This window comes from Arthrobacter sp. Y3223151, from assembly GCF_059091125.1.
Map to the genome: position 1 here is coordinate 1 of NZ_JBNHGI010000015.1, position 17,859 is coordinate 17,859.

The 17,859-nt window shown below is 66.6% G+C and carries 13 protein-coding genes and 1 other RNA gene; 7 read left to right on the plus strand and 7 right to left on the minus strand.

What is annotated here, in order from left to right:
* Positions 1–7: 7 nt before the first annotated feature.
* Together AC5RUP_RS15560 and AC5RUP_RS15565 are read left to right on the plus strand one after the other, a co-directional pair.
* Complete coding sequence (locus tag AC5RUP_RS15560) at positions 8–430, plus strand: fluoride efflux transporter FluC (protein WP_494158744.1); 423 nt, start codon at positions 8–10, stop codon at positions 428–430.
* Between the two features lie 123 nt (positions 431–553).
* Complete coding sequence (locus tag AC5RUP_RS15565) at positions 554–1,654, plus strand: carboxylate-amine ligase (protein WP_494067222.1); 1,101 nt, start codon at positions 554–556, stop codon at positions 1,652–1,654.
* Positions 1,655–1,688: 34 nt separating this feature from the next.
* On the opposite strand, the gene AC5RUP_RS15570 is transcribed toward AC5RUP_RS15565, so the two are convergent.
* The gene (locus tag AC5RUP_RS15570) at positions 1,689–2,444 is read right to left on the minus strand and encodes an AfsR/SARP family transcriptional regulator (protein ID WP_494153668.1); all 756 of its coding nucleotides are present in this window, start codon (positions 2,442–2,444) and stop codon (positions 1,689–1,691) included.
* A 470-nt stretch (positions 2,445–2,914) separates the two neighbouring features.
* Here AC5RUP_RS15570 and AC5RUP_RS15575 point away from each other — a divergent pair, with 470 nt between their 5' ends.
* From AC5RUP_RS15575 to AC5RUP_RS15585, 3 genes are all read left to right on the plus strand, one after another.
* Positions 2,915–7,051 (plus strand): Pls/PosA family non-ribosomal peptide synthetase, encoded by a 4,137-nt coding sequence (locus AC5RUP_RS15575; RefSeq protein ID WP_494153667.1) that lies wholly within the window; start codon positions 2,915–2,917, stop codon positions 7,049–7,051.
* An 83-nt stretch (positions 7,052–7,134) separates the two neighbouring features.
* On the plus strand, positions 7,135–8,280 hold the full coding sequence (locus AC5RUP_RS15580; protein ID WP_494153666.1) for a M28 family metallopeptidase: 1,146 nt from the start codon (positions 7,135–7,137) through the stop codon (positions 8,278–8,280).
* A gap of 58 nt (positions 8,281–8,338) precedes the next feature.
* Positions 8,339–8,710, plus strand: coding sequence for a hypothetical protein (locus tag AC5RUP_RS15585; protein WP_494153665.1), 372 nt, complete (start codon positions 8,339–8,341; stop codon positions 8,708–8,710).
* Positions 8,711–8,860: 150 nt separating this feature from the next.
* On the opposite strand, the gene AC5RUP_RS15590 is transcribed toward AC5RUP_RS15585, so the two are convergent.
* Entirely contained in the window at positions 8,861–9,499 is a 639-nt protein-coding gene (locus AC5RUP_RS15590) for a hypothetical protein (RefSeq protein WP_494148813.1), read from the minus strand.
* 336 nt (positions 9,500–9,835) lie between these two features.
* On the opposite strand from AC5RUP_RS15590, the gene AC5RUP_RS15595 reads away from it, so the two are divergent.
* The gene (locus AC5RUP_RS15595; RefSeq protein ID WP_494153664.1) at positions 9,836–12,313 is read left to right on the plus strand and encodes a S8 family serine peptidase; all 2,478 of its coding nucleotides are present in this window, start codon (positions 9,836–9,838) and stop codon (positions 12,311–12,313) included.
* A 114-nt stretch (positions 12,314–12,427) separates the two neighbouring features.
* Here AC5RUP_RS15595 and ssrA read toward each other — a convergent pair.
* Positions 12,428–12,797, minus strand: a transfer-messenger RNA (tmRNA) gene (ssrA, locus tag AC5RUP_RS15600).
* A gap of 137 nt (positions 12,798–12,934) precedes the next feature.
* On the opposite strand from ssrA, the gene AC5RUP_RS15605 reads away from it, so the two are divergent.
* Positions 12,935–14,071 carry a carboxylate-amine ligase gene (locus tag AC5RUP_RS15605; RefSeq protein WP_494158731.1) on the plus strand — a complete coding sequence of 379 codons (1,137 nt, stop codon included), beginning with the start codon at positions 12,935–12,937 and terminating at the stop codon, positions 14,069–14,071.
* A 97-nt stretch (positions 14,072–14,168) separates the two neighbouring features.
* Here the strand turns inward: AC5RUP_RS15605 and smpB are convergent, their stop codons facing one another.
* The 4 genes from smpB to ftsE form a co-directional block, all read right to left on the minus strand.
* Entirely contained in the window at positions 14,169–14,642 is a 474-nt protein-coding gene (gene smpB, locus AC5RUP_RS15610; protein ID WP_493979070.1) for an SsrA-binding protein SmpB, read from the minus strand.
* 111 nt (positions 14,643–14,753) lie between these two features.
* Positions 14,754–16,145, minus strand: a complete 1,392-nt coding sequence (locus AC5RUP_RS15615) for a peptidoglycan DD-metalloendopeptidase family protein (protein WP_494153662.1) — start codon at positions 16,143–16,145, stop codon at positions 14,754–14,756.
* A gap of 88 nt (positions 16,146–16,233) precedes the next feature.
* Entirely contained in the window at positions 16,234–17,148 is a 915-nt protein-coding gene (ftsX, locus tag AC5RUP_RS15620; protein WP_494022786.1) for a permease-like cell division protein FtsX, read from the minus strand.
* Positions 17,145–17,846: a cell division ATP-binding protein FtsE gene (gene ftsE, locus AC5RUP_RS15625; protein WP_493979073.1), complete on the minus strand. Its 702-nt coding sequence runs from the start codon at positions 17,844–17,846 to the stop codon at positions 17,145–17,147. The genes ftsX and ftsE overlap by 4 nt, the downstream gene beginning before the upstream one ends.
* Between the last annotated feature and the right edge of the window lie 13 nt (positions 17,847–17,859).

Genomic DNA, 17,859 nt, shown 5'->3' on the forward strand with positions numbered 1-17,859 from the left:
CCGCCGCGTGACGGCGCTGCTCGTCGGGCTGTTCGGCGCCGCCGGAGCCCTGCTGCGCTTCGCCGCCGACACCTGGCTCGCCCGCCGGCAGGCTGCCCGCCGGAGGCCGGAGCAGCACTGGCCCTGGGCCACCCTGCTGGTCAATGTCACCGGGTCGTTCATCCTCGGGCTCGTCGCCGGCGGCGTGGTGGGCCAGGAGCCGGGCCCGGCGGAAACGTGGCGCCTGGCCGAGCCTTGGCGACTGGCGCTGGCCAGCGGCCTGGCCGGCGGCCTGACAACTTTCAGTTCCTTCACCGTCGCCACGGTTAAGCTGTGGGCAGAGCGCCGCACACGCGCCGCCGTCGTCAATCTTGCCGCCAACCTGCTGCTGGGCACCGGCGCCGCCGCGCTCGGACTCGGGGCGGCCGCCCTCGCCGCGGCGCCGTCCTGAAGCATCCGGACGCCTGCCCTGACGGCGTCCCGGCGGGCCGGGGGCGGCCCCGGCCGCGAGCATAACCGCCTGCCGATCGGTTAGGCTCGGCTTGTCCGAGCGTCCGCAGAAGAAAGGTGCCCCATGGCAACTCTGGGAATTGAGGAAGAATACCTGCTGCTGGATCCGGCCACCGGCTTACCCGCCCCGGTGGCGGACACGGTCGCCGAAAACCTGGAAGGCTCGGTGCAAGTAGCCAGGGATGAGATCCAGCGCGAGTTGCTCACTTGCCAGATTGAAACTGCCACCGCGGTCTGCTCCACGCTCACCGAGGCCGAGGAGTCACTGCTCAACTTCCGCCGCGAGCTCGATGCCGCCGCCCGGAAGACCGGCGTGCGCGCAGCGGCCACCGGCACGGCCCCGCGGATCCAGGACGACTACCCCGAGGTCACGGACAAGGAGCGCTACCACCAGCTCAAGGCCAGCGCGAAGGGCATCGTGGCCGACCAGTTCGTCAACGGCCAGCACGTGCATGTGTCCGTCCCCGACAAGGAGGCCGGAGTGCAGGCCTTGAACCGGATCAGGCCGTGGCTGCCGGCAGTGGTGGCGCTGGGCGCCAACTCACCCTACTGGCTGGACCGGGACAGCGGGTTCGGCAGCTGGCGGATCGTCCACTACCGCCGCTGGCCCATCCAGGGCTGCGCGCCGGTTTTCCGCGACGCGGCCGACTACGAGCGCCGGATCCAGCGCCTGGTCGACTCCGGCGTGGTCATCGACCGGGGCGTCATCACGTGGCTGGCACGGCTGTCCGACCGCTACCCCACGCTGGAAGTCCGTGCCGCCGACGTGCAGCTCGAGGCCCAGGACTCCGTGCTGATCGCGGCGGTTGTTCGCGGACTGATCTCCACGGTGCTGACCGATGAGGCTTCCTCCCGGTCCTTCTTGCAGCCCGAGCCGGAGCTTCTGGACGCCGCCGTCTGGCAGGCCGGGCGGCAGGGCCTGTCCGACCGGTTGGTGGATCCGGAGTCGGGCGTGCTGCTGCCGGCACGGGATGTGGTGGGCATGCTGCTGCGCTACATTCGGCCCGCCCTCGAGGAAGAGGGCGACTCGGCGTGGGTGGATGCCAGCATCGAACGGCTCTTCGCAACGGGCACCGGCGCCGACCGGCAGCGCAGGGCCATGGAATCCGGCGGGCTGCCGGCGCTGATGGACCTGTATGCCTCGTCCCTGACCGCGGAGCCGTAGCCCGGGGCGCACTGGACCTCAGGCGCACTGGTCCTCAGACGGGCGGCGGGCTTTCCGGCCCCGACCTGCCGCCCGCAGCCGGCGGCGCGAGCAGGGGTGCCATGAGGTTCATGATCTTGGCCGAAGGCTCCACCCCATATTCCTTGCGGAGCCGGGACCTGAAGGCCTCGAACGCCCGCAGCGCCTGGGCATGGTTGCCCTCGGCTATCTGCGCCTGAAGCAACAGCCGCTGCGCGCTTTCGCGCAGCGGCTCAAGGGCGATGGCGATTCCCGCTGCGTCCGTAGCCCGGTCGATCTCGCCGCGCTCCAGATACTGGCTGGCGAGGCGTTCCAGGGCCTTCAGCCTCAGCTGCCTCCACCGTTCCTGCTCGGCCATGACCCAATCCTCATACCATCCGGGCAGCAGTTCGGCCGTGCGCAGCAGGTCGAGCATGGCCGGCCGCTGGCGGACTCCGCGGCCCCCGTCGAGGGCGGCCAGTCGCCGGCGGACTTCGTGGACGTCCACGCTGACGTCCGGCGCGAGTGCCAGCGGATCCCTGCTCTCTTCCAGCAGTCCAGGCAGCTGGTGGGAAATCATCCAGATCGCCTCCCGCAGGCTGCCCGCTGCCTGCCTCTCCGAACTGTCCGGCCACAGCAGGCCGGCCAGAAACGCGCGTGGCTCGCCGCCATGAAGGGCCAGGGCGGCAATCAGGCGCTGCTGCCGGATGGTGACCCTGACGGGAATTTTTCCCTGGCGGATCTGCCATCCGCCCAAGAGTCGGACCTCCCACAGGCGTTCTGTCGCCGTCATTTCCGTGCCCTCCCCCAAGGGCATAAACGGCCCCCGAGCCACTGCCCCGCTTCTCCCCGATTCCAGCTTCCCACCGTGTGCAACGTTGTCAACGCGGAGAAAGCATGCATCCGGAAACTGATCTGATGGCCGTCACGTGATAACGCCGCGGTGACGGCGGACCGGGCGCGGGCGGGCTTCGGCCGCGGATGGGAACCGATCCCTCAGACCCGTTCCGGCCGATGCCGTGGCCCCTCGTCGGCGGTGGTCCGCCCGGTAACGCACGCGTAACACCGGACGTCGTCCAATTTGATAAGGGCCCGTCGTCGGCACCTTAATCGACACTACTGCCCAACCCCATTGTCGGCTCCCGAGGCGAGGAGGACTGCCATGGCGGCACATGCGCACTTCCCCGCGCCCGCCCGGGAGACGCACGCCGCCTGCGCTTTCCTGGTACAGGTTGTCCGGCCACCGGGACAGCGGGAAGCGGCATGAGCGCTCCGGCAGGGCGCAGGGCCCGGCGGCGCCTGACCGAGACAGGCCACCGGCCGAAATCCTCCGGCCCCGCCGGGGCTGCCAGCACCATCCTCACCGGCGCCCCCGGCAATGGAAGGGTACGTTGGCACGACGGGGACAGGCTGGAACGGCTCTTCGAGGACCGCTGCAACGAACTGCGACGCGACGGCGAGGGGGGACGGCTCGCCGTCGACGGCGTCGGGTCGTCGCTGACCTACGATCAACTCGACGCCCGGGCGAACCAGCTTGCGCGGTACCTGATCTCGCGCGGCACGCGGGCGGGCGACCGGATCGCGCTGCTCTTTGACCAGCCAACCCGGTCCTACACGGCCATCCTGGCGGTATTGAAGGCCGGTGCCGCATATGTCCCGCTCGACGCCGGCTACCCCTCCGACCGTCTCGCCTACATTGTCGAGGATGCCGGCGTGAGGCTTGTCCTGTCGCTGTCCCACCTTCGTGACCGGATGCCCCCAACGGGTGCGACCATCCTCTGCCTCGACGAGGAGGACCCGCTGGTGGCCGTGCAGGATTCCTCGCGCCTGCCCCGGGGAGAACAGGCGGGGACCCCGGGCGATCTGGCCTACATCATCTACACCTCCGGCTCGACAGGCCGCCCCAAGGGTGTGGCCATCGACCATCCCAGCATTTGCAACTTCGTGCTCGTGGCAGCCGAAGCCTACGGCTATCAGCCGACGGACCGCGTCTACCAAGGGATGACGATCGCCTTCGACTTTTCGGTGGAGGAGATCTGGGTCCCGTGGATGGTTGGTGCAACCCTGGTGCCCAAGCCCGGCGGCGTCAGCCTGCTTGGCATGGAACTGGGCCAGTTCCTGCGGGACCAGCGGGTGAGCGCCATGTGCTGCGTTCCAACGCTGCTGGCCACCCTCGACGAGGACCTGCCCGACCTGCGGTTCCTATTGGTCTCCGGCGAGGCCTGTCCGCGTGACCTCATTACCCGGTGGCACCGTCCCGGCCGCAGGTTCCTGAACGTCTACGGTCCAACGGAGGCAACCGTCACTGCGACCTGGGACGCGGTCCATCCGGACAAACCGGTGACCCTGGGCGCTCCCCTGCCCACGTACTCGGTGGTGATCCTTGATCCGGACGAACCGCGAGCGCTGCCGCCGGGGGAACTGGGCGAAATCGGGATCGCCGGGATCGGGCTGGCCCGCGGATACATCAACCGTGACGACCTGACCGAGCGGGCCTTCATGCATGACTTCCTTGGCATCGATAACAATCCCTCGGGCCGGATCTACCGCTCGGGCGACCTGGGGCGGTTCACCGAGAGTGGAACCATCGAGTACCACGGCCGGATCGATACGCAGGTCAAAGTCCGCGGTTACCGCATCGAACTTACCGAAATCGAGTCCGTCCTGCTGCAGGTGCCCGGCATCGCCCAAGCGGTAGTGAGCACCTACGAGCCAGCCCCCGGACTCGTGGAGCTGGTCGCCTACTACACGCTGCGCCAGGACACCGCGGCGGTCGACGAGGCAAGCATCGCCGAAAAACTGAGCGAGACCCTGCCCGGCTACATGGTCCCGGCCTACCTCGAACGCTGCACCGAAATCCCCGTCATGCCCAGCGGCAAGGCCGACCGGAAGAAGCTGCCGCAGCCCAGCAAACCCCGGCTCACCGGCGGCACTCACGAGTACAGCGCACCGGTAACGGAGGCGGAGGAAATACTGGCCGGTTGCCTCGCGGGGGTTCTGGGGGTGGAGAAAGTCTCCGCCACGGCACACTTTTTCAACGATCTCGGCGCCAATTCGCTGCTCATGGCCGGTTTTTCGGCCGCCGTCCGGCGCCGGGCCGCGCTGCCGCCGGTGGCCATGCAGGACATCTACCAGCATCCGACCGTCCGCAGGCTCGCCGTCGTCCTCTCGGCTGCGCAGGCCGCGGCCGAGCTGTCAGGAACCGGGGCCGACGAGACGGAGCCGGCCCTGCGGCCGTCGCCCAGCGCGCTCCGGCACATCTTGTGCGGCGTGGCGCAGCTGATGTTCTTCCTGGGCTACACGACCTACGCTGCCTCTTTGCTCGTCATGTCGTTCGTTTGGGTTTCCGAAGGAACCAGCCTGATCGACATGTGGCTGCGATCCGTCGGACTCGGCGCCGCCATGTTCCTGCTACTGTCCATCACTCCGATTGTCCTGAAATGGATCCTGGTAGGCCGCTGGAAGCGTCAGGACATCCCCCTGTGGGGCTGGGCCTACATCCGGTTCTGGGTCGTCAAAACGCTCAACCGGAGCAATCCCCTCGTCTTGTTCGTCGGCTCGCCCCTTTACGTTCTCTACCTCCGGGCGCTCGGGGCAAAGATCGGCAAGGGCGTCGCCATTTTCTCCCGCATGGTGCCCGTGTGCACCGATCTGGTCAGCATCGGCGACGGCACGGTCATCCACAAGAATTCATTCTTCCTCGCCTATCGCGCCCGCAGCGGCGTCATCGAAACGGGCACGGTAACGCTGGGCCGCGATGTCCTGGTGTCGCAAAAGACGACGCTGGACATCGACACGGCCATGGGCGACGGCGCTCAGCTGGGCCATGCGTCCTCGCTGCAGACGGGCCAGGCGATACCGGACGGTCAGCACTGGCACGGCTCCCCCGCGGTCCCGACGGAAACGAACTACCTCAGGGTTCCGCCGGTACGCTGCAGCACCCGCCGCAGGGTCGTTTTCACGCTGTTGCAGCTTTTCAACCGGCTGGTCCTGGTCGCGCCGGTCGGACTCATCGGCCTGTCAGCGCTGCTGCCGCCCTACCTGGACAGCGAACACCTGAACATGAATAATCCGTTCTTCTACCTCGACACCCTGCTCATCACCCTGACTTTGTTCCTTGCCTCCTTCTTCGGCGGCCTCATCGCGGTCCTGACCATCCCCCGGCTCCTGAACCTCGCCCTCAAGCCGGACAAGGTCTACCCGCTGTACGGCGTGCATTTCACGCTCCAGCGGATGGTTGCCGGGATGACGAACGTCAAGCTGTACAAGGATGTTTTCGGCGACAGCTCGTACATCGTGCACTACCTAAAGGCACTGGGCTACGACCTCGGCAAGAAGGTGGAGCAGACAGGGTCGAACTTCGGCCCCGAGGTGTCTCACGATTCGCCCTACCTGAATACCATCGGATACGGGACCATGGTCTCCGACGGCCTGAACATGATGAATGCCGATTACTCGAGCACCTCGTTCCGGCTGTCCCGTGTCAGGATCGCGGGCCGCAACTTCCTGGGAAACGACCTCACCTTCCCCCTCGAGGCCCGGGTTGGCGAGAACGTTTTGTTGGCAACCAAGGTCATGATCCCGATCGACGGCCCGGTCCGGGAGAATACCGGCTTGCTGGGATCCCCGCCGTTCGAGATTCCGCGCTCCGTTCAGCGGGACGGCCGGTTCGATGAACTGAAGATCGAAGAGGCGAAGAACCGGCGCCTGCCGGCCAAGAACCGCCACAATATCGGGTCCATGGGAATCTTCCTCGGTGTGCGCTGGTTCCTGTTCTTCTCCGGAACACTCATCGCCGCAGCCTCCGCAACAATCTACGATGAATTCGGCGCGTTGGCGGTAGCCCTTGGAACGTTGGGCTTCGTTATATACCTCGTCCTGCTGACCGTCCTCGTCGAGCGCCTGGTGATGGGCTTCCGCAGGCTGAAGCCGCAGTACTGCTCGATCTACGACCCGTACTTCTGGCACCACGAACGTCTGTGGAAGATGCTCGCCACCCCACCCTTTAACGGAACGCCCTTCAAATCAATCGTCTGGAGGATGCTCGGCGTCAAGGTGGGCAAGCGTCTTTACGACGCCGGCTGCAACATCCCCGAGAAAACACTTGTCTCAATCGGCGATGACTGCGCCTTGAACGAAGGCACAGCCCTCCAAGGCCACTCGATGGAAGACGGTACGTTCAAGTCGGACTACATCACGGTGGGAAACCGGTGTTCCTTCGGCGTCGAGTCCTTCGTCAATTACGGCGCAAGGGTAGGCGACGGCGTCTCACTCGAGGCCGACTCGTTGCTCATGAAGGGAGAAGACGTGCCGGAGAACGCCATCTATGCCGGCAACCCGGCCCGCGACACGACGGACACCGCCAGGCCCAGGCGGTTAACCGGCGCGGCGCACGGTTGATGAAGCGTGCACGGGGATTGCCACAGCATGACACTGGCGGCAAGTGCCGCGTAGGCGTCAAAAGCCCCTCACCGCAATCCGCCATGACGCGCGGGGCTAATAGCCGTCAGGCAGTCGGCGCGGCCGCGACGAAACTCGCCGCCATCGTGCTGCTGGCAGCCTGCTCCGGTTCCGCGCCCCTGGACCTGGGCAGCGGTCCCGATACCAAGGCCCTTCGCGAGTCCGTCACCGCCCAAAACGTCATCACACATTTGGAGGCCCTGCAGACGATCGCTGACGCCAACGACGGTAACCGCGCGGCCGGCACGTCCGGCTATGAGGCGTCCGCCGCATACGTTGAGGAGCAGCTGAAGGCTGCCGGGTACCATCCTGTCCGGCAAAGATTCTCCGTTGAGGATTCCCTCGACGACAGCAGCGGGGAAACCTTCAACATCCTGGCCGATACCGGAGGGCGAATTGACCAGACCGTCGTCGTCGGGGCCCACCTTGACTCGGTGATAGAGGGCCCAGGCATCAATGACAACGGCAGCGGCGTTGCGGCCGTCCTTGAAGCCGCCGTCCGGCTGACGCAATCGGGAATCACCCCGGTGAACCGAGTACGGTTTGCGTTCTGGGGCGGCGAGGAAGAAGGCCTGCTGGGCTCGGACTACTACGTGGAACAGCTTTCATCGGCCGAGATTGCCGACCATGCAGCCAGCCTGAACTTTGACATGGTCGCCTCGCCCAACGCCGCGAACTTCGTGTACGACGGCGACGGCTCGGAGTTTGGGGAGGCGGGCCCGGAAGGTTCAGCACAAATCGAGGACGTCTTCCTGGATTACTTTGCGGCCGAGGGGCTGCCTGCTGCGCCCACGCGGTTTGATGGTGGGTCCGACTATGCGGCGTTCATGGAACAGGGCATCCCGGTCGGTGGCCTGTTCACCGGCGACGTCGGCATTAAGTCAGTGGAGGAAGCTGCGTTGTATGGCGGCACGCCAAGCGAAGCGTATGACCCGTGCTACCACGCCAGTTGCGACACGGTCGAGAACGTGGACGAGGACGTCCTCGCTGGGATGTCCGACGCCATTGCGCACGCCACGCAGACGCTGGCGCAGGCGGCGTCCGCCCAGGCCTTCCAGCAGCAACCACGTACGGCCTTCCTGAATACGGAATGGAGCTTTGGCCCTCAACGAGCGCAGTCCGGTCCTACGGCCACCCGGCGATACTGCGGCGCGGGACCGGTGCGGTAGGCGCCGGAGCACGGTGCGAAGTTGCTGGAGCCGGGCTCCCGGTCCATGGTGGTAGGTGATGATTACCAGACGCGAAGCAGCCCAGTTCCTCGATATCCCACCGGAGATGGCGAAACGCCACGGGATCCCCTCCCGCGTCTCCGAAGAGGAACTCGCCGCGATGGACGCGAACCCACCGGCCTGGTTGGCCCAGTCGCGCGCCAACCGGACGGGCAAGCGGCCTGTCTGGACACCGCTGCGGTGCTTCATTTGCGGCTTTACCGAGTCTGCCCGGCCGAAGAAATGGTGGCCCGAATTCACCTATGTCTACTGCCGGCACCATGATCCCGGGGAGCTGCCCGAGCTGCCCGTTGGATGGGTCCGCAGCGAGTATGACGGCATCGGCACCAAGTTCACCGGAATCGTCGACGTGGCGCTTCCCGGCGACTGACCCCTGAGGGCGGGCCGGCTGGGCGAGAGGTTAAGAAGAAAGCCGATTCGCCACCGGTTCCTGCGCCGGACCCGGCCTTGCCCTCCTGCCCGCACGCAGAGGGGCGGCCTCCCCGCAGGGAGGCCGCCCCCGATGGCGGAGCCGGCGGGATTACTCGTCCTCGCCGACGCCCTTCTCAGCGGCCTTGGCCGCCTTCCACACGGCCTTTCCTTCGGCCTTGGCTGTCTTCCAGTCGGCCTTTCCTTCAGCCTTGACGGCCTTCCAGTCTGCGCTTCCCTCCGCCTTGGCGGACTTCCACGCGGCATCAGCCTCGGCCTTCGCCGACTTCCACGCGGCGTCGGTTTCGGCCTTAACGGCCTTCCACGCGTGGGTCGGCTCCTCAACCGGGGCCGGGGCCGGCTCTTCCACGACAGGCTCCTCAATGGGGGCCGGTGCAGGCTCCTCCTCCACCGGAGCCGGTTCCTCGACCGGAACCTCCTCTACCGGCTCCTCCCCGGGGACAGGCTCGACGGGCTCTTCACCCTCGTCCCCGACCGGGGCTTCGTCCTCGACCGGTGCCGGGGCAGCCGGCTCCTCAGCCGGGGTTTCCTCGGCGGGAACGTCCTCGACGACCGGTTCAGCTTCCTCGACCGGGGCCGGCACGATGGTTACGTCCTCGGCCGTGATGGCCACGAGCGAATCCTGTGTTTCGTGAGCAGAAGCGGCTCCTGCGCCTCCGGCAGTCACCACGCCTGCGACGAAGACTCCAGCAGCCAGCTGCCGTGCCTTGGTTTTAGCAAACGATGACATGTGTTGCTCCAATCGTTGGGAATGTTGCAACTTAATCGTTACATCCGGAGCCGGCGGGCTTGCAAGCGGAAGGGGCGAAAAGTCACCGAATGGCCCCCAAACCGGACTCGGGTCTTTACAAGATTGTGGGGCGCCCGTCAGACTACGCTCGGCCGGGCGAGGGACTATCGGCGACCGGGCGAGAGACGATCCAGGCGGGCGAGAGACGATTCAGGCGCCGGAAAAAGGTGCTGTAACACCGGAGGATAATCGTTACACTGGGTCGCGTGGGCGCAACGTCGCATTCCGTCCGTCCTGCACCAACTCCCCGGGACCCCGCCCGTAAGGATGACACCCATGCCTTCGCCCCTGCCCCGCCGCCTCCTCGCCGGACTGGCCTCATTCACGGCCGCCGCTGTCCTCGGCGGAACACTCGCCGCCCTTCCGGCTTCGGCCGCTGATGAGTCCGACCTACCTCACGCCCCGTCCAAGTACCTCAGCCCCCGGGACGTGCCGACCGACCGATTTATCGTGAAGTTCAAGGACAAGCAAGGGAACAGCTCCACCGGTAGGGGGAAAGCCTACGGGCGTACGGCCAAGGAGCTGGGCGTCAGTGTGAAGGAACTGCGCGCCATGGCCACCGGGGCCCGGGTGATCACCACCGGCAAGGCGCTCACCGACTCCGAGGCCGAGGACCTGGTGGTCCTGCTCGAGGCGGACCCGGCCGTCGAATTCGCAGAACCGGATCAGCGTATGCAACCGGCGGCGACGAACGACGAGCACTACGGTCTGCAGTGGGACCTTTTCGAGGACAAGGCCGGGATGCGCGTGCCGGGCGCCTGGGATGTCAGCCGCGGCGATGGCGTTACCGTCGCCGTCGTCGATACTGGCATCACCGATCACAGCGACCTCAACGCGAACGTGGTGCCCGGCTACGACATGATTTCCGACCCGGTCTCTGCCCGCGATGGCGACGGCCGGGATGCGGACCCCCGGGATGAAGGCGACTGGTACGGCGCAAAAGAGTGCGGGTACAACGACTCCTCCGATTCCTCCTGGCACGGCACCCACGTTGCCGGCACCATCGCCGCCGTCGCCGGCAACGGTCAGGGCGTGGCCGGCGTCGCCCCCGGCGCGAAGATCCTTCCCGTCCGCGCGCTCGGAGCTTGCGGCGGGTACCTGTCCGATATAGCCGACGCCGTGATCTGGTCGGCAGGAGGCAAAGTCCCAGGCGTCCCGCTCAATGCCAACCGGGCCCGTGTCATCAACCTGTCGCTCGGCGCATCCATTGTGCGCTCCGTCACCTTCCAGTCCGCGGTGAACAATGCCGTAAACGCCGGCTCCGCGGTCGTGGTGGCGGCCGGCAATGAGAACCAGGATGCCTCCCTGTCCACCCCGGCGAACTGCGAGAACGTCATCACGGTGGCGGCCAGCGGGCGCGAAGGCAACCGCGCCCCGTATTCAAACTTCGGAGCCATGATTGACGTAACCGCCCCCGGTGGCGACGAGAGCACCGGAGCGGGCAACGGCGTCGTCTCCACATACAACCAAGGCGCTACCACCCCGGGCGCCGAGGGCTACTCCTACCTCCAGGGCACGTCGATGGCCGCACCGCACGTCGCCGGCGTGGCCGCCTTGATCCTCGCCGTTCGCCCCGCCTGGACGCCCAGGCAGCTGGAGAACCACCTCAAACTCAAGTCCCGTCCCCTTGCGGGCACTTGTCCGGAAGGTTGCGGGACCGGACTGGTCGACGCCACGTCGTCCTTGGACTTCAGCCTTGTCCCGGTTATCACTGGAGAACCCAGGGTCGGTCGCCGGCTGGGCGCGGACACCAGCGGTTGGCCCGAGGGAACGGTGGAGAGCTACCAATGGAACCGCAACGACCAGCCCATCAGTGGCGCCACAACCAGTAGGTACAGCCCGGGACCGGCCGATCTAGGCACCGTGCTGAGTGTTACCGTCATCGGCAGCAGATCACAGGAGGGCTATGCCGTCGGCAGCAACACCTCAGAGCAAACGCCCAAGATCGCCCCAGGATCGCTGGCCAGCTCCAAGCCGGCGATCACCGGAACCCTCAAGGTCGGCCACGCACTGACCGCTGTCCCGGGCAGCTGGACCGCGGGCACAACCTTTACGTACCAGTGGTACCGGTCCGGGGCGGACATCAAAGGGGCTACCGCCAGCCGTTACGTCCTGACTGCGGCCGACGCCGGGAAATACCTGACCGTCCGCGTCACCGGCACAGCCCCGGGCTATGCCGCCAAGGAGATGACCTCCGCTTCCAGCGGGCCCATCGCCTACGGCACCCTCACCGGGGCGGTCCCGACGATCACCGGCACGAAGAAGGTTGGCCACAGGCTGACCGCCGGTGCCGGGGCATGGACCTCGGGCACCACGCTGAAATACCAGTGGTACCGCGGCACGACGGCTATCTCACGGGCGGTTGGCCGCACCTATGTGCTCACCGGCTCCGACGCCGGCAAACAGATCTCCGTCCGGGTGACCGGATCCAAGAGCGGTTACACCAGCCTGAAACGTTCCTCGGCCAAGACGTCCGTGATTGCCAAGGGCACCCTGCGCACGTCCGCACCGGTCATCAAGGGCACGCTGCGGCCCGGCTACACGCTGACCGGGTATCCGGGCACCTGGACGGCGGGAACCACGCTGAAGTACCAGTGGTACCGCTCCGGCACGGCCATCCGCGGCGCCACCGGCAAGACCTACCGGCTCACCGCAACGGACCGCTTCGACACGATCAAGGTGCGGGTCACCGGATCCAAGACCGGGTACAACACGGCCAACAGGTACTCGCTCTCCACCGCACGCCTTCGATAACGCGGGCCGGACCGTTCCCCTGCCGTGCTTACCTTACCCAGGCGAGGTTCGCCGTCGTCGTGCACGTGCCGCCCACGCGGGCAAAGAAAAAGCCCCGGAAAACCGGGGCTAAATCAGTGGAGATGGGGGGAATTGAACCCCCGTCCGATGTTGTGTTGCCAGGACTTCTCCGGGCGCAGTTTGCTTCGGGTTTTCTTGGCCCCAACCATCCCGCAAACAGGTGGTTGACCCGGGCCCAGCCGTCTAAATGTCCCGAATGCCCCAACGGCGAAGGTATTCAGCAGTGGCTCTCTTAATGACGCCAGCATCCGGGGCGAGAGCATCCCCGGGCTGACGGACTTGCACCGCTACTTAGGCAGCGAGTGCGAAGTCAGTGCGCTTAGATTCGGCACTTATTGGTTTGCAGAGAGCGTTTCCGAGATAACTCTGCATCCTCGGCCCGCTTCCCCTGGCGCGACTAACATCGTCGAAACCTGTCATCCCCGTATGTAGTTATCAAAATAACCATTGCTGCCGGGCAGTTACCTGTCCCGGACCATCCAGTGTAACCCATGTTTGCGCCGGTCTATTCCCGCCGCCCCGGCATAGCCAGCGTGCGGTCGCGGGACTTACGCTCAAACCATGGTTGTGGGCCGACCCCCAGGCACGCCGCCGCCGGTGTCCACCCCGGCAACGTTCGGCATCGAAGAAGAATTCCTGTTGATGGACCCGCGCACTGGCTTGCCGGTGACGACCGGCCCGGCGGTGCGGGCCGCCCTGCGCCTGGGAACCACCCCGGAATGGGTGAGCTACGAGTTGCTCGACTGCCAGGTGGAGACCTCGACCCCGGTGTGCCGCCAGCTGTCCGAGGCCGCGGATGCCCTGCTGGACTTCCGCCACGAGCTGGCCCGCAGCGCCGCCGAAACGGGCGCGGCCGCGGCCGGCATCGGCGTGATTTTCGACGCCGACCTGCGCCCCGCATCCGTGACCGACAACCCCAGGTACCGCAGCATCGCCGAGCGTGCGCCGGCGCTGATCGCCGACCAGTATGTGACGGGCATGCACATCCACGTGGAGGTGGCGGATCCGGAGGTGCGGCTGCAGGTTCTTAACCGGCTCCGCCCCTGGCTCCCGCTGCTCACGGCGGTGGCCGCCAACTCACCGTATTGGCGGCACGCTGACAGCGGCTTCGCCAGCTGGCGCACCATCATGTACCGCCGCTGGCAGGTCCAGGGCTGCCCGCCGTTCTTTGCCGACCTGCACGACTACGGCGTCCGGGTGCGGCAGTTGTACGCCTCCGGGGTGGTCCCGGATCCCGGGCACCTTTCCTGGCTGGCCAGGCTGGCCGACCACTTCCCCACCATCGAGGTCCGGGCCGCCGACAGCCAGCTCACCGCGGCCGACAGCGTGCTGCTGGCCGGGCTGGTCCGGGCGCTGGTCGCCACCGAGCAGGCCGCCGTCCTCATGGGTCGCCCGGTCACCAACTTCCATCCGGAACACTTGGACGTGGCGCTCTGGCAGGCGGCCCGGTTCGGGTTGTCGGAGAAACTGGTGCATCTGGATTCGGCCACCCTCTGGCCGGCACACGATGTCCTCGAGCTGTTGCTGCGCCATATCGATGAGGCGCTGGAGCAGCACGGCGACGGCGGGTGGGTCCGCGAGCAGGCCGCCCGGCTGCGGCTGGAGGGCAACGGTGCACAGCGCCAGCGGAAGGCGCTGGCCGGCGGCGGGCTCCCGGGGTGGCTGGATTTCGTGCGCCGGTCCCTAACAGCGGGCTGATGCCACGCAGGGCTCTCCGGCCGGCGGCCTGACGGGGCGGCAGCGGCGAAGCAGCACGGCCGGCAGCCCGGCGGAGCCGCAGCGGCGAAGCAGTGCCTCAGGCGCCGCGGTTCTTTTCCCGCATGGCGCGCAGGGCCTCGCGGTTGTCCTGCTTCTCGCGCAGCGTCTGGCGCTTGTCGTAGTCCTTTTTGCCGCGGCCCACGCCGATCTCCACTTTGGCCAGGCCGTCGTTGAAGTACAGCTGCAGCGGAACAATCGTGTAGCCCGATTCCCTGGTCTGGCGGGAAATCTTCTCCAGCTCGGCCCGGTGCAGCAAGAGCTTCCGCCGGCGCCGGGCGGCATGGTTGGTCCAGCTGCCGTTGAGGTACTCCGGAATGTAGACGGATTCCAGGTACAGCTCATCGTTGTAGAAGATGGCGAAGCCGTCCACCAGCGAAGCACGGCCCTCGCGCAGAGACTTCACCTCGGTCCCCATCAAGACCAGGCCGGCCTCGTAGGTATCCATGATGTGGTAGTCGTGCCGGGCCTTTCGATTGGTGGCCACTACCTTTCGGCCACTTTCTCTGGGCACGGGGTACTCCTTCGTCGTCGGAACGTTCCATTATAGCCGCGCCACGGCAGGAGCGCCGCAGCCGCGTCGCGGCCGGATAGGCCGCAGCGCGCCGGGTGCCGCCGCCGAAACCTAGAGCAGGTTCATCGGATTGACGAAGCTGCCGTTGACGATGGTTTCGAAGTGCAGGTGGCAGCCGGTGGAGTTGCCGGTGCTGCCCACGTAGCCGATCAGCTGGCCGCGGCCGACGCTCTGGCCGGCGTACACCACGTAGCGGGTCATGTGGTAGAAGTTGGTGTCCAGCGCGTTGCCGCCGACCACGCCGTGGCTCATCGTCACGCTGTTGCCGCCGCCCCAGACCGTGCTGTCCGCGCGCGCCACGGTGCCGGCCGCCGGCGCGTAGATCGGCGTGCCGCAGGCGGAACCGTAGTCGATCCCGCTGTGCATGTAGCCGCCGGTGCCGTAGAAGTCCATGGTGCCCGCCGGAGTGGGCCGCCAGCCGTAGCCGGACGTGATGGGCCCGTTCACCGGGTTGATCAAACCGAAGGACGACGGCGCCTGGCTGGCCGGAGGGGGCGGCGGCACCCTCGGGACCAGTTGCGGCACCGGCTGGCCGCTGTTGCGCGCCGCCTGCTGTGCCGCCTTGATCCGGGCCTGTTCCCGCTCCCAGGCCTCCTGGGCCTTGCGCCGCTCCTCGGCCTCGCGCCGGGCCTTCTCCGCCGCCTCGCGGCGGAGCCGTTCCTGCCGTTCTTTGATCTGCGAGAGCACCTGGTTCTGGGCCTGCTCGGTCTTGGCCAGCTCCTGCTCGATCTGCGGCTTCTTGGCCTGCAGGCTGTCCGACAGCGCCGAGGTCTCGGCGATCAGCTGGTCGACCTTCTGCTTTTCGGCGGCCGCCTCGTCGCGGGCGACCTGTTCGGCCGCCAGCGCCTCCTCGGCCTGCGCCTTCAGGTCACGGATTTCCTCCTCCACGGCCTCCAGCCGCGCCCGGGAGTTCACGTTCGTGGCGTTCTGCTGGGCCAGCTTGTCCAGTGCCGCGTTTTGGCTGCGCAGCGCCTGGTCCGCCAGGTCGATGGTGCTGGCCAGGTTGGCGTCGCCGTCGGAACCGAAGAACAGCGACAGGTTGGACGGCACGCCGCCCTGCTTGTAGGCCTGGGTGGCGATCTGGCCGATGACCTTCTTGGTTTCCTCCAGCTCCTCGGCGTCGCTGGTCAGTTGCTGGTTGATCTTGTCCTTGGTCTGCAGCGCCAGGTCCACGCGCTGCGCCAGTGCGGCCACCTTGTTGGTGGCGGCGTCCACCCGGCCCTCGGCCTCGGAGAGCTTCTGCTGGGCCGCCGGAAGCCGGCTTTGGTGCTGCTTCAGTTCCTTGACCGCCTCGACGATGTCGGCGTTGAGGAACTCCAGCGACGATTCGATCTGCTGGATTTCCTGGTCGAGGGCGGCCTTGCGGTCGTCGAGGTCGTCTGCCTGGGCGGGGCCGGCGGAGCCCAGCGAGAACGCGAGCAGGGCGGCCATGGCGGCGCTCAAAATCCCTTGCGGAAGACATTTCTTCCGCGGCTTAGTACGGCTCACAGCCTGGCTCCCCAATGTCAAGTTCTGTGCACGTGTCATGAGTCTAGACCTTAAGGTAGCGACGCAGGGTCAAAAGGGACGATATTCCGGCCAGGACGGCGCCCAGCAGCACCAGCGCGGGACCGATCACCAGCATGGTGCTGGAGGAAATGAAGGCCGTGTCGGGGTATTGGCTGGCCAGCCAGCCGCCGATGAAGAAGTGCGCCACGGCCCACAGGGTGACCGAGGCCAGCAGCGCCCCGAGCACGGCGGCGATCACCCCTTCCAGCACGAACGGCAGCTGGATCACGGCCTTGGAGGCACCGACCAGGCGCATGATGCCGGTTTCCCGGCGCCGGCTGAAGGCGGACAGCCTGATGGTGGTGGCGATCAGCAGGATGGCGCAGACAATCATGACGACGGCGATGCCCACCGCCACCAGCGAGGCGATGTTCATGACGCTGAAGACCTTTTCCAGGATCTCGCGCTGGTCCACGACTACTTCGACGCCAGGCAGCGAGGAGAATATCTCGTTAATGACCTCGTACTTCTGCGGATCCACCAGCGAGACGCGGAAGGACTCCGGCAGCTGGTCGGCCGTCACCGAGTCCACGATCGGCGAGTTCGCGAACTGGTCGCGGAAGTGGCCCAAGGCATCGTCCTGCGACTCGTACAAGTAGGTGTCCACGTACTGTTCCACGGCCGGACTGGTCAGCGTGGACTCGATTTCCGCACGCTGTTCGTCGGTCACGGGGCCGGCCGCGCAGCTGGCCGTCGTCGAGGTGTCAACGCACAGGAAGATGGCCACCTGGACCTTGTCGTACCAGTAGCCCTTCATCTGGTTGATCTGCATCTGCAGCATGCCGGCCGCGCCCACGAAACTGAGCGAAATGAAGGTCACCAGCACCACGGAGACCACCATGGACAGGTTCCGGCGCAGGCCGGAACCGATTTCACCGAGGATAAAAGCCAGTCTCATTTGGCCTCCTCCGGTTCGCCCAGGTAGATGCCTTCGGACTGGTCGCGCACCAGCACACCGTCGCGCAGCTCGATCACGCGCTTGCGCATTTCGTTCACGATCACGTTGTCGTGGGTGGCCATCACCACGGTGGTGCCGTTCTGGTTAATCCGGTCCAGCACCTTCATGATCCCCAGCGACGTGGTCGGATCCAGGTTGCCGGTGGGTTCGTCGGCCAGCAGGATCCCGGGCTTGTTCACGACGGCGCGCGCGATGGCGACGCGCTGCTGCTCGCCGCCGGAGAGCTCGTGCGGCATGCGGTGGTCTTTGCCCTCCAGGCCCACGGTCTTGAGCACCTCGGGCACCGTCTCGCGGATCACGGCGCGGCTGCGCCCGATCACCTGCATGGCGAACGCCACGTTGGCGAAGACGGTCTTGTTGGGCAGCAGCCGGAAGTCCTGGAACACCACGCCGATGCCGCGGCGCAGTTTGGGCACGCGCCAGCTGGGAATGTTGGCCACGTTCTGGCCGGCGACGTAGACCGAGCCACGGGTGGCGCGGTCTTCTTTCAGGACCAGGCGGATGAACGTGGATTTCCCGGACCCGGACGAGCCGACCAAGAACGCGAAGTCGCCGCGGTCGATCTCCAGACTGATCTTGTCCAGGGCCGGACGAGAGTTCTGGTCGTAGATCTTCGTGACGTTATCGAATCGAATCATGACTACTTTGTGC